10 protein-coding genes are annotated in these 13,655 nt (G+C 43.9%); 5 read left to right on the top strand and 5 right to left on the bottom strand.

Annotation, left to right across the window (positions count from 1 at the left end; all coding sequences use genetic code 11):
* Positions 1-2: 2 nt before the first annotated feature.
* From ABKW31_RS13645 to ABKW31_RS13630, 4 genes are read left to right on the top strand one after another with little or no spacing between them, the layout of a single operon-like run.
* The gene (locus ABKW31_RS13645) at positions 3-446 is read left to right on the top strand and encodes a hypothetical protein (RefSeq protein WP_348617097.1); all 444 of its coding nucleotides are present in this window, start codon (positions 3-5) and stop codon (positions 444-446) included.
* Between the two features lie 8 nt (positions 447-454).
* Entirely contained in the window at positions 455-1,771 is a 1,317-nt protein-coding gene (locus ABKW31_RS13640; protein WP_348617096.1) for a murein transglycosylase domain-containing protein, read from the top strand.
* Positions 1,772-1,801: 30 nt separating this feature from the next.
* On the top strand, positions 1,802-3,709 hold the full coding sequence (locus ABKW31_RS13635) for a right-handed parallel beta-helix repeat-containing protein (RefSeq protein WP_348617095.1): 1,908 nt from the start codon (positions 1,802-1,804) through the stop codon (positions 3,707-3,709).
* 2 nt (positions 3,710-3,711) lie between these two features.
* Positions 3,712-4,680, top strand: a complete 969-nt coding sequence (locus ABKW31_RS13630; protein WP_348617094.1) for a hypothetical protein — start codon at positions 3,712-3,714, stop codon at positions 4,678-4,680.
* Positions 4,681-4,693: 13 nt separating this feature from the next.
* On the opposite strand, the gene ABKW31_RS13625 is transcribed toward ABKW31_RS13630, so the two are convergent.
* Entirely contained in the window at positions 4,694-5,425 is a 732-nt protein-coding gene (locus ABKW31_RS13625; protein ID WP_348617093.1) for an SDR family oxidoreductase, read from the bottom strand.
* 97 nt (positions 5,426-5,522) lie between these two features.
* Here ABKW31_RS13625 and ABKW31_RS13620 point away from each other — a divergent pair, with 97 nt between their 5' ends.
* Positions 5,523-6,692, top strand: a complete 1,170-nt coding sequence (locus ABKW31_RS13620) for a dipeptidase (protein WP_348617092.1) — start codon at positions 5,523-5,525, stop codon at positions 6,690-6,692.
* Between the two features lie 56 nt (positions 6,693-6,748).
* Here the strand turns inward: ABKW31_RS13620 and ABKW31_RS13615 are convergent, their stop codons facing one another.
* From ABKW31_RS13615 to iadA, 4 genes are all read right to left on the bottom strand, one after another.
* Positions 6,749-8,446, bottom strand: coding sequence for a Mur ligase family protein (locus ABKW31_RS13615; protein WP_348617091.1), 1,698 nt, complete (start codon positions 8,444-8,446; stop codon positions 6,749-6,751).
* An 18-nt stretch (positions 8,447-8,464) separates the two neighbouring features.
* The gene (gene cphA, locus ABKW31_RS13610) at positions 8,465-11,281 is read right to left on the bottom strand and encodes a cyanophycin synthetase (protein WP_348617090.1); all 2,817 of its coding nucleotides are present in this window, start codon (positions 11,279-11,281) and stop codon (positions 8,465-8,467) included.
* Positions 11,282-11,511: 230 nt separating this feature from the next.
* Positions 11,512-12,330, bottom strand: coding sequence for a cyanophycinase (locus ABKW31_RS13605; protein ID WP_348617089.1), 819 nt, complete (start codon positions 12,328-12,330; stop codon positions 11,512-11,514).
* Between the two features lie 2 nt (positions 12,331-12,332).
* Complete coding sequence (gene iadA / locus ABKW31_RS13600; protein ID WP_348617088.1) at positions 12,333-13,505, bottom strand: beta-aspartyl-peptidase; 1,173 nt, start codon at positions 13,503-13,505, stop codon at positions 12,333-12,335.
* Between the last annotated feature and the right edge of the window lie 150 nt (positions 13,506-13,655).

The raw sequence follows: 13,655 nt of genomic DNA, 5'->3' as shown, positions 1-13,655 counted from the left end.
ATATGAGGCGTTTAGGAAAAATTTTATTAGTTTGTATTTGTTGTTTTGTCTTGCCTACTAAGGCGAATGAGTCTGCTTTAATAACGGCCAGTGGCTTTGGTACAACTGACTTATCTATAATCAAAATCAAGGCTCAAGCGACCATGATGGCTCGTCGTGCCGCTATAGTTGATGCTCAACGAAATCTAAGTGAGCAAATCAAGGGTGTAAGATTAACGGGGGGCACAACAATGGAAGAATATGAAATTAGCAGCGATGTTGTTGCCACCAGAGTCAAATCATTATTAACCGGTGCCTTCGAGCACAAACAAATTATCACTGAAGGCGAACAAAGTATTTCAGTCGAAGTTGTCATGGCCATTTGTCTTAACAATGAGTTGCCTGTTTGTAAAAATCGTTTGACCCTTCAACAGCTTCAATCTTTTATTGAAAATCAGCAGCCTTAAGGTCTTTGATGAAAACAGTTTTGTATTGTTCTGTTGTTGCTATGTATTATTTATCTTGGCCCTTATGGGGGCAAAGTAGAGACGACTTGGATGACGAGTTTTCTGCTTTAGATCGACAATTAGAGGCTCAGTTTGAGCAGCAAGATAAGGTGTTGGAAAAACAGTTCTTACAAGTAAAACTAGCAATAGACAATGCTTACAAAGGTTTGACCAAAAAAATATCAGTCAATTGGCAGCAGGATATCGAACTGCCCACTGCTTATAGCTGGACAACCTATGACGATACTTATGCCAGCCGTGCAAAGTTTGATTTTGCACAAGGCCTATATCAAATTGAGACTATTGTTGAACAAGATGTCGCTAAAAGTCTATTAATGTTAAAAGCATTTGCTACTCAGATTGCGCAAAGCAGTCAATCTGAGTTGTTACAAGCGGATGTATTCAAACAAGCCTTACAATATGAACTTCTGGACAGTCAGATACCGGCTGCAGGCTTAGTTTACCCTGACACATCTACTGCACCTTATGTTGAAGTTGATGCGATTTTGGCCGCTAATACAGCTGAGGTTATTGCACAAATAGACCTTGTTTCACTGACAACACCCCCGTCTCAAGTACAAACCATTAAGCCGCAGCAACAGGCCGCGTCATCTGCGTTTGACTCAACACAAAGGCCTGAGGTAGCTGCAGTAAAAGCAGACAAAAAGCCACAAGTCTCATTAAAAATAGAAACTAAACAGGCGGTTAAGCGGCTGGTTTTGACCATTCCTTTTATTAATTCCTATCAGAAAAATCTGTTGGAAAATAAATTGGAACTAGTCAAAAAACTGGCCAATCAATACCAAATAGATGTATCGCTCATCCTAGCTGTTATTGAAACAGAATCGGCTTTTAATCCCATGGCAATATCACCCGTGCCTGCCTTTGGTTTAATGCAATTGGTGCCCAGTACAGCCGGCATTGATGCCTATGAATATTTGTATGGACAACGCAAGGTTGTCAGCCCTGAATACTTATTTGATCAAAACAATAATTTGATGTTGGGCGCGACCTACCTACACATTCTATCTAGCCGTTATTTGCGAGATATTCAGAACCAACAAAGCAAATTATATTGCATGTTAGCTAGTTACAACACGGGGGTAGGTAATCTGGCTCTTACCTTTATCCAGAAAAAAAGCTTGGGTTTAGCTGTCATGAAAATTAATAGTTTAGAGCCTGAGCAAATATATGCGCATTTAATGGAAAATTTACCCGCACAAGAAACAAAAAACTATTTGAAAAAAGTATTAAGTCGAAAACAGCACTATGCCAGCTTTGATTAATCTATCAAACAATGTAAGGAAACAGAGACGATGACCCGCGGTGTAAAAGTTTATCTGCTTACGCTCTACCTCCTTTTATTGGTGGGATGTAAAGCAACCAATAATGTGGATGTTGCCCCTCAAACATTGAACCAGCCTAATGCAGCAGAGCTACAAAACAATAGTGAGCTCGAAACAAGACCTGTCACAAAGCGGACAGAAAAAAAACCTGAAACTGAATTAGCCATAGCCTTGCCTAAGTCTATTGCGATTTTGCCCTTTAATAACTTGACGGCAGAAGCTGCTGCACCGGCTATTTTACGCAGCACTCTATTCGGGCATCTAGCCAGCAGCAACTACCGATTTCCGCATATTAAAGACATTGATAATCGTTTGGCCATACTTGATCCAAAGCAAAAACTACAAAGCAAGGAAGCGGGCTTTTTAACTAATTTATTGGATGTAGACGGTTTACTATTTGTCGATATCACCAGCTATGACAAGTTGTATGTTGGGGTTTACGCGCAAATAACATTTTCCGTGAGTGTCACCTTAGTTGACGTCAAAGGTGAAATCCTTTGGCAAGACGATTTTGAAGAGATATCTCGAGAAGGCGGTGTATCTTTAAATGCTTTATCGATGTTATATAACATTGCGGTAACAGCAATGCATATAAGTGACGAAAATTTACTGGCAGTTGCGGATAAATTAGGTCGTAAAATTGCGGTTGAATTTCCACAACCAGAACAATACCAACAGCAGGTACTTTCATTTATCGATACCGTGCTGCACGATGGCATTAATAAAGTCCTGAAGTACGGTGATGCTCTGCAGGTTGGTATAAAAGGTGAGGCCAATAAACTCGCTAGCGTTAATATTGAGGGTATCAATCAAGCGTTTCCATTAGTCGAGAAAGAACCTGGTATTTATATGGCTTCCATTGCGGTTGATCGCCGCTGGAATGGTCAAAACCTGATGTTAACTGGGAACCTGCGTGATAGCTCAGGAGCGGTCAGTAAATATATAAGCTCGGTGGGCTTAATCAGCTTTGACAATATTGCGCCTACCCCAGCAAAATTGCTGCATACAAAAATTGATCAGTCTAGGGCGGTTATCCAGTGGCAAGCGAGTGAAAAAGACTTACATTTCGCGGTCTTCAACACAGCAGGGCAATCTCGTCAGTTATTATTCGAAACCTATCTAAATGAATTTGTTTGGCAACATCAGCGCCCCCTATTTGACAATGTTAACTTAGCCGTAGTTTCGATTGATAAAGCGGGTAATCAAAGCGCTGATTTGTCAATCAATATACCCATCTATCCTTTAGCTACTATGTATGAAGCGACTGTGGTTGAGCAAGCTCGTCTGCCTAGCGAGCTAACAGGTCAATTAATTTTGCGGCGTCATTTTGGACCTTATGTTATCGATCAAAATATAATTCAAGCGCCTGGGAGCAGTCTTTTTATTGAGCCTGGTACGGAGTTCAGTTATACCTCCGCAGGCCAACTAGTTATGCGCGGTAGTGTATTTAGTTTTGCCCAACAAGCGATTAAATTTAAACCACTATCAAGCGTCATGACGGCGCAGGTATTTTTAACCTTAGACAGCAGGGAGCATGTCGACCTTAATGGTTTTGTTATTAATGGTGCTGGCATCGGCATAGAAGTGTTGCAAGGTAGTCCGATAATTAGTAATTGTCAGATTATTAATAGTCTGCATTCCGCCATTGTTGTGGCTAATACCGCTGCAGTCAAAGTGCAAAACTGTATTTTGCAAGGCAGCAATACCAGTGCATTTGTGGTTTCTGATAAAGCCAGAGTGCAGATAAGTAATTCTCAATTTATTGATAATTTCCCGTTCCATATTCAAAGTTCTTCAATTTATGAACTACAAACGTCAGGCAATACCTGGCAACCAGACGCATCAGCAATGACCATCTTAGGCAATGTAAGGTATTAAACATGAAAGGATACGCATCACTACTCGTACTGTTGCTAAGTACGCAAACCTTTGCTCAGCAATCAGGGGTCTACACTGAGTGGTTATCAACCAGTAGCAATATGAACTGGAGTTCAGGGATGGTGACCGCCGAGGGTTTTGGTGTGGCTCCTGAAGGCAAGCGCAAAGAAGTAGGCCGCTTACTTGCTTGTCGCGCAGCGGTAACCGATGCACAACGCAATCTTATTGAAGCAACCCAAGGTGTGCGAGTGACTGTCAGTACAAGTGTGTCGCATTATGCTGCTGAATATGATGTGGTCAAAACAGCAGTCGACGGTATGGTCAAAGGCGCTAAAATACTCAGTCGTGACATGGGAGATGACGATACCTGCAAAGTAACAATGGGGCTATTTATTGCAGGTCCACTGTCTAACAGTATTTACCAAAACACGGTCAATTCAGAGTTAAGCGCTTGGTTATTTATGCAGCGTTTTTTTAATAGCATCATACCCAGTGTGCATGCGCAGGACTTCCCAGCACCAAACGATGTCCTACCTTGGAGTCCTGATTTGCAGCGTTTGGATGAACGTGTCAGCAAACTGGAATCAAATGTATTGTTAGAAAGTCCCGCGCTCGCCTCTGCCAGAAATGAGCCTCAACCCACTGGTCTTATTATTGATGTAAGGGGTTACCATTTTTTGCCCTCCATAGCGCCCAATATCCAAACGTTTGAAGGCACCACCATCTATCCTACTAATGAAGATAAAGAAGTCATTATGAAGTCGGGCAAATTGCTCTCGCTTTTTTCTCGTAGCTTAGAGTTTGCGATGAATCATCCTATTGTGGGTGATAATCCCTTGTTGATTAAAGCTGAAAGTAGCTCTGAAAAAGCGACTAATATTGTTTTAAATAAGCAAAATGGGGAGCGTTTGACTGGCTTGGCGTCAAATCATTTTTTTGCCAAACCGGCCGTGATTATTGTCTTAGATTAATTGAGGTAAGGGCTTATTTCCCTCCTGTTACATCAACAAAAGTACCTGTTGTGTAAGAGGCGTCTGCGGATAGTAGCCAAGCAATAGCCTTGGCTACTTCCTCCGCAGTTCCGCCCCGCTGCATTGGAATATGGGGCGTTAGCCGGGCAACTCTATTGGGTTCTCCGCCATCCCTATGAATGTCAGTATGGATAAAACCAGGTCGTACACAATTGACTCGTATACCTTGAGCTGCAAGCTCTATAGAAAGTCCTTTTGTTAAGGTTTCAACCGCCCCCTTGGAAGCCGCGTAATCGATGTACTCATTGGCCGAGCCAGAGCGAGCTGCGCCAGAAGAGACGTTTACGATGGCGCTACCGGCTTGCATGCGTTTTATGGCCTCTTTACAGCATAGAAAATAACTTGTGACGTTGGTTGTGAGGATTTTATTGATACGCTTGGCATCCATATCAATTAATTTGCTTTGCGGAAATAGTATACCGACGTTGTTGACCAAATGAGTAATACAACCAAATTGCCGATCAACCGCTAAAAATAACTCACTAACTTCATGCTCTTGCGACACATCAGCCTGATGAGCAAATGCCTGACCACCTTGCTGTATAATGGTATCTACTACTTGGTTGGCAGCTGATTTATTGATGCGGTAATTAACACAAACCTTATATCCTTGGCTCGCTAAGGTCAGGGCCGTTGCAGCACCAATACCGCGACTTGCACCAGTGATAATGACGATTTTATTCATCTCAGTATCCCCATTGGACTTTAAAATTTAACTTGTTAAAGTCATTTTAACATTTAATCTAACGAGTCTAAGTATCAAATAAAGATCGTGTTCAACTATGCTTAAAAAATGCCTTTTTATTAGTCTTTTGGTAGTAATTATTGCCCTAGTCGCTGTTTTTTGCTTTGCGCCTTCTTATGTTGAAAAGCAATTCAATCGACTTGCCTTGCATGAGCCAATAACCATAAGTCAGCAAGCCATCCTCTTACATAATCAGCTATTTATTGGGGATTGGCACAGTGATAGCTTAATGTGGGATCGTGATCTCACTCAATCAAGTGACTTTGGTCATGTGGATTTTCCACGCTTACAAGCAGGTAATGTCGCCCTACAAATGTTCACCACCGTGACTAAGTCGCCAAGTGGTATCAACTATGAACACAATGAAACGGATGCCAGTGATAATGTGACTAAGCTTGCTCTAGTGCAACGTTGGCCTGTTGCCACTTGGTCTAGCCTGTTTCAACGCGCATTGTATCAAGCGCAAAAACTCCAACATTTCATTGATGAAAATCCACAAGATCTTCGCTTGATCGACTCGAAAGGGTCTTTACAACAGTTTGTTGCCGCGCGCTTACAACAACCCACACTAGTGGGGGCCTTACTCGGCACCGAGGGCTCTCATGCCTTAGATGGAAACCTAGCCAACATCAAAATATTATATGATCATGGTTTTAGGATGATGAGTTTACAACACTTTTTTGACAATAAACTGGGTGGCTCCTTACATGGAGCGAGTGGTGCTGGCTTGACTGAGTTTGGCAAAGAGGCGGTCTTAGCCATGCAGGCTCTAGACATCATTGTTGATGTCTCACACTCATCCCAACAAGTGGTGCGCGATGTACTGGCTATCAGCCAAAAGCCCTTAGTGATCAGTCATACGGGTTTGTATGGACACTGTCAGTCACCCCGTAATATTAGTGACGAGCTTATGCAGCAAATCGCCGCAGCCGGCGGCTTAATTGCATTGGGATATTGGGATGGTGCAGTGTGTGATATTTCGCCTCGTAATATTGCTGCGGCGATTAAATACGGCATTGAGCTGGTTGGCGCACACCATATAGCCTTAGGATCTGACTTTGATGGGGCGACAGAAGTTGCTTTTGATACTAGTAAATTAATTGAGCTTACTCAGTCCTTGCTTGATCTTGGCGTGTCAGAGCAGGATATTAGTTTAGTCATGGGCGACAACATGCGTGACTTTTTACTGCAGCACTTGCCCGACTAAGCCAACTTTAAAATGATATAAACGCCAGTGAGCAATAACATCGCTCACTGTTTTAATTATTCACTTTCGTGCACTAAATACTGATGTACCTGCTCACGCTGGTCATGTACAAATAACAAAATAACATCGCCCGGGCTCGCCATGTGTAGAGCTAACTTAGCACCTTGCAGCGGTGAGTCGCTAATCTGAATAAGAGAGGGGTCGACACCGCAGTCGACTAAATATTTTTTAGATAAATGGGTGACTTCATGGGGAAGACGCCCGCGCAAGTACTTTTGGGTTTCGGCCGCAATATACAACTTGGCATTTAGTTGCGACACTGCCTGAGTTGATTTAGCAATATCGTCGTCACTGCGATCACCCGCATGGCTGAACATGGCAATGTAGTCGTTGCCATTGAGCTGTAAAGCTAAGTTGATCATAGCCTGCATGCCATGTTCATTATGAGCAAAGTCAACAATGACCTGACAGCCTTTAACGTGATAAATATTACCTCGGCCAGGATTGTCCTGACTATTACGCCCAAACTCGTTCAAACCTTGAATTATGGCCCTGTTTGTCAAATTCAATGCCTTGCTTAAACCCACCACTCCCAGAGCATTTTGCACGTTATGCACGGCCGCCCCCCCAAATGTCATCGGCATGGTGCTAATGTCACCTAAGTCTTCAAATTGCCCCTTGTAGTGATAAATGATGTGATTATTGCGCACAAAAACAGCCCGCTCTGTCAGTTGAATTTGCGCCTGAATTAAAGGATGAAACTCATCACGACTAAACCAGCAAATTGGCAGCAATATTGAGCTAGCACATTCGACGATGAGTGGGTCATCAGCGTTAAGAACTAGCACTCCATCACGCTGCAGTGCTTTGACTACCACAAATTTTGTCTGAGCCAATTCAGCTACGGTATTGATACCATATTGACCTAAATGATCGCTGGCAATATTAGTAATAAGCGCTGCGTTGACTTTTTTTACCGGCAAGCCACGGCGTAAAATTCCACCACGGGCAACCTCTAAAAAGGCCATTTGGCAACGTTTATCACGCACCAACATGCGTGCACCACCCGGACCAGAATAATCACCATGATCGATGATGTCATCACCTACACGAATAAAATCAGTGGAGGTCACCCCAGCGCTAATACCGGCCGCTTTGGCAATTTGTGCGGCCAGCCTAACACTGGTGGATTTTCCATTGGTACCAGTGATTAATGCACAGGGTATAGTTGCAAAGCTTTGCCAGTTTATACTCTGCAGAGCGGGTAATTCGCGCACAGGCCAAGTGTGGGTTGTTGCACCCATGCCAAGACTCACTTCGTCATCATCAACTAAACAGCAAACTTGACGCTGCTCAGCCATTGCTATCAAAGCCAATAAGGCAGGGTTTTGTTCGTCTTTTAGTGCGGTTTTTATGTCAAGTAACTGTTTTTGCCAGTGAATAGGCGCTGTATTTTGCAGCTCGCTAACACAACAATGCCAAGCTAGTTCGAGTAAGTCACACGCACTGTAGAGTGAATCCAAGGGAGCGCTGATGGCAAAATTGATCCCATAAGCATGCACTCGATAAATGTAGGACTCAGTCTCCCAGTCAAATTCTGTTAGGAGGCGCTTTGTCCATGTTTGCAGGCAATTCAAGACCCGCTGATGTTTGATGTCATTAAACAAGACATCAATGATGGCACCGGGTTTATCCCATAATAAATTGGGCCCAGTCAGGCGGCGAACTTCGTCCAATTGCAAATCTATCATCATCGCGTTAATCCAAGCACATCAATCAGCTTCTTCATCATGTTCAACTACTAAACGGACGCCACGCTCGTCTTGCACTAAACGTTGTCCTTCAGCCAATTCAAATTTGTGCTCTACGGGTTCAAACAATTTATCTGGGTAGTCATGGGAGGGCGCGTCATCAGTTGGTTTGACCTCTATGCCACCATTAAAATGCACAATTTGTTTCCAGCAACGGGTAATGTCGTCACCGAGTATGATTAACAAATCACCTTTGCCACAATCTTCCAATGCTTGCTCAATGGCATCCTGTTCTGAGGGTATAACTTGAATCGATGCTTCTGGAATTCCCGCGGCTATTAAGGTTTTTTTCAACAACTGTGGCACTTCATCGTCACCCCGACCTCGCCGAGAGTCATCAGCTTTGCAAATAAAATAGTCAAATCCACCGGCCACGATTTGTGCCGCTTCGATGATGTCTTCATCACGTCTGTCGCCGGGCATGGCTAACACAATACGGCGTTTGCCACTCACATCTAAACGACCGGCAAGATCAGTGATAGACTGAATGGCCGCAGGGTTGTGCGCGTAATCAAGAATGACCTTAAAGGGATGTTCATCGTAAATATTTAAACGACCAGGAGCCTGATAAAAAGAGGTACTAAAAATACGTAGACCTTGCCTAATATCTTCCAATGAGATGCCAAAGCTATAGGCAATAGCGGCGGCAAACATCGCATTTTGTACGTTATGAATGGCCTTGCCTTCAATGGTAGCCGGAATCAGATGGGTCCATAATAAGGGAATGTGCGCACCCCTATCATAAAAAGTAATCATCTCACCATTGATGCCTTTTTCAAGCACGACGGCCATGCCACCGCTGCGAATATGTTCACGCACCAAACCATGGCCAGAGTCCATGGTCACGTAACAAATACGTTCAGCTTCACAAAAGTCAGCCATTTGCAGACATAACATATCGTCGGCATTAAGCACCACACAATCCTTAGCTACCTCCACCACAACCCGTTTGATCTGGGCTAATTGTTCTAAGGTGTTGATGCCACGCTGGCCTAAATGATCAGCGCTGACATTTAAACAAGCACTGACGTTGGACTCCATGTAACCCAAACCTCGCTTGAGTATGCCGCCGCGCGCTGTTTCAAGTATGGCAAAATCCACACTAGGATCACGCAATACAATTTGTGCCGAGGTGGGGCCGGTCATGTCACCCTTTACCGTTAAATGGCCATCAATATATACGCCATCTGTAGAGGTCATACCGGTGGTGTAACCGGCGCCTTTTACTATGCTGGCGAGCATGCGACTGGTCGTCGTTTTGCCGTTAGTACCAGTAATCGCCGCGACGGGTATACGGGCCTGACTGCCTGCGGGAAATAACATATCCAGTACTTTACCCGCTACATCGCGTGGTTTACCTTCGCTGGGGGCAACATGCATACGAAATCCTGGGGCAGCATTACATTCACAGATGCCGCCGCCTATTTCTTTATAGGACTTGCTAATATCATCGGTCAGAAAATCTACCCCGCCGATATCTAAGCCAATCGCTTTGATGGCGCGAACCGCCATATTGCGATTATCAGGATGCACTTTGTCAGTGACATCGATAGAGGTGCCACCTGTGGATAAATTAGCAGTGGAGCGTAAATAAAACATCTGTCCTTTGTCGAGTATGGTATTCCCATCGTAACCGGCATCTTCCAGCAAACGCTCGGCTTGATTGTCTAATTCTAAGCGGGTTAATACTTTTTCATGGCCGATACCACGACGAGGATCAAGATTAACAATATCGATTAACTGCCCGATATTAGACACACCATCACCGATCACGTGACCGGGCACCCGTTTAGCTACCGCAACCAGCTCGTCATTCACCACTAACATACGATGGTCAAAACCGGTCAGATAACTCTCAACTAGCACGGCTTTGCCCGTACCAAACTGCAAGGCTTCATTAAATGCCGCGCGCACCTGTTCATCTTCAACTAAGTTAATACTGACACCACGACCATGGTTGGCATTAAGGGGCTTAATAACGACAGGATAGCCGATTTTATTAGCCGCTCTGACCGCCTGATTCTCGCCATAGATCATTATTTGTTGCGGAACAGGTAGGCCCAAATCGTTGAGTAAATTATGGGTATCTTCTTTATCACAGGAGATTTCTACCGCAATATGTTTGGTTTCACTGGTAATAGTGGCTTGAATCCGGCGCTGATATTTACCGTGACCAAATTGCACCAAGCTATAGTTGTTTAAACGTAACCAAGGAATATCGCGCTCTTCGGCGGCTTTGACCAGTGAACCTGTACTGGGGCCGAATTCTTTACGTTGTGCCATACGCACAAAGTCGTGTAATTCTTCTGAAAAATTAAAATCTTCATCAATTTTTGAATGGAGTAATTGCTGCACTTCTGTGGGCATTAGATGAGTCAGTAAACGCATGCCTAATTCGCCAGCGGCTAAGCCTACATCACGCTGATGATATTGATAAACCACATCGTAGCACCCAAGTTTGCCACTACTGCGGGTTTTACCAAAGGTAACATCTGAGCCAGCGAGCTCCTGCAATTCTAAGGCAACATGCTCCCAAATATGACCAATCCAAGTCCCTTCATCTTCTTTTAGACGGCGCACAAATCCACCCTCTTCACGATAAGAACAGCCGTGTTGTTGTAATGAGGGTAGGGCGGCAATCAAGCCATTAATAAAGCCTTGTCCGAGTTTGACCGAGGGCCAGTTTTCTAATTCACCAATATCAATTTGATGACGAATTACCGGGAAGTTTGCATATATATTGGGGCCGACATAAACATTGGTACTGAGTATCTTCATAGTTAAAACTTCCCTTGGGGCCATTATTGCAAGACGGACGTTGGCATGCAGATTTAGCAGGCTAACACTTTCTGAAAAGATAAGCGCTAGCATCGGCATAATGAACAAGCTTCTGCCCATACAGTATAAAAAAAAGGTAGCTTGAGCTACCTTTATTATTGAAGACCTCGCATCCTATTTAGAGTGCAATCTGGCTTAGTCTAAGCTTTAAGGCTAGCCGGAATAAGATACTATTTGATATGAGCTTGAAGTGTATTTAAATCAAAGCGACTGCCGGCAGCCAAAATATGTACTTTTAAATTAAGCAGTGTCAGAGCATCGCCACGATTGGCTTCGGCCATAGAAGAATATTCAATATTGGAAGGGTCAATAATCGTAATCGCACCACTCCCTACCACGGTAAATTCATTATTTTCATTAATAAAAGCGGCAGTATCTTCATCTAAACCAATACCAATTAAAAACGGATTGTATGACACCGCACTTAATAAGCGAGCCAAGCGATTACGTTGGTTAAAATGCTGGTCGATGACAGCCGTATTAATTAAACCTAAACCCGGCGCTAGACTAACGCCACCTTCAGTAGGAACAATCCCCGTGCTGCCGGCAGTGATCATATGTTGGGATACTATTGCTGCACCGGCAGACGTCCCGGCATAATGCACACCTCTAGCATTTAACTGCCTGATCGCTTTAGCGATAGGCGTTCCCCCTAAGATGGTAGATAAGCGCAACTGATTGCCACCCGTAACAAAAATCGCTGTGCTTTTTTCTAAGATATCCACGTACTGTTGTTTTTGCGCATCGGCTCGCTCTGTAATGGGCAGAATATGCACACTACCAGCACCAAGATCTTTGAATATCGTTGCATAACGCTGGCCGGTATCGTCTAATTGTGACGCTGTTGGGATGATACTAATAACGGCATTTTCGTCACCCGCTAAGGAGACAAATTTTTGCAGTATAAGCGGGTTATTGAGTTTTTCTTCGGCACCGCCGATGGGGATGACAAAACCGCGCTGAGTGCCAGCAATATTTGGAGAGGGCATAATTAATTCTCGAAAGAGCCTTTTTTAATGATTTGTTGTGCGAAAATATGCCATTGACCCAATGCCATGACATGACTAATACGTTTGTTGTGATCCAATACTATTAAATCAGCGTCAGCGCCTGTGACAAGTTTTCCCTTGTGCTTGAAATTCATCAAGCTTGCGACATTGCTGGTAAAAAAGGGCAAACATTTTTCTATTGCGACACCTTCATCCAATAACTGATAAAAAACCTCAGTCATTGACGTTGAACTGGCAAAATCCATTTTAGTCATATGTCCATGGTGATCAAAACAGGGCAAGCAGCCGCCACCGTCAGAGCTAATAGTGAGTTTATCCTGTGGTAAATCTTGCTGCATATAACGCAGCAAGGCTTCAGCCGGCTCATAACCCACATCCCCGGTTTCAAAGGCCGTAACGTCTATCCAACAACCTTGTTTACTTAACTCGCAGGCCTCTTCAAATAGGGCTTTGCGACGATTTATGTGAGTTGGGTTAAAGGTTCGTGCCGGAATCTCTGAGGTTTCAAGGGCTTCACGCACTAAGGCCAAACCACGTTCACCATCCCCTAAATGTAAATGCAATATACCCGCTTTACCAGTCATCAATCTTGCAACATGAGCCTCTGAGGCAATCTTCAAAAGTTCATTTAAGGTGGGCTGGCTGGAGCGGTGATCACTGATCGCTAGTTCACCCACACCAATAATGGGTTCGATATACACAATATCAGATCTAACTGAACCGGTCAGTGTCGTAGGAGGCAGATGATAACCACCCGTGTAACAATAAGCCGATATTCCTTCTTCACGCAAGGCATAAACCTGTGCAACTAAAGACGCAGTATTACGGGTAATATCATCCGTACCCAGTAAACCTAAAACTGTGGTCACACCCGCACGGGTAAATTGGCTTAGTGGCACCGGAGGTACGCGTGTTGCAAAACCTGCTTCACCCCCTCCGCCTGTAATATGCGTATGCCCATCAATAAAACCAGGAATAAGCCATTGGCCTTGCACGTCGATGGTCTGTACCGCCAATTCTTTACCCAGGTGGGGTAGATCATCACCGATATAGATAATTTTACCAGCAGCGATTAATACGTGTTTTAACCCTAATGGCTGGGGAGCAAAAAGCGTGGCATTTTTAATTAAGGTTATTGATGATGGTTGGCTCAACAGGCTCTCAATGCAGTGTATTACTTAAAAGCCGCGATCCTAAAGCACCCGGTGAGGGATAGCAAAGACATTTATGCTAGTTTTGTGACAATTCAGCTTATGAGCAAGGTTGCGGTGCTCCATTTAAGCTCATACAAACTATTTGCAAAT

Source organism: Paraglaciecola sp. 25GB23A, from assembly GCF_040012495.1.
Classification (GTDB): Bacteria; Pseudomonadota; Gammaproteobacteria; order Enterobacterales; family Alteromonadaceae; genus Paraglaciecola.
The sequence above is the reverse complement of the archived record's forward strand: the minus strand, read 5'-3'. Positions and strand labels throughout refer to the sequence as shown.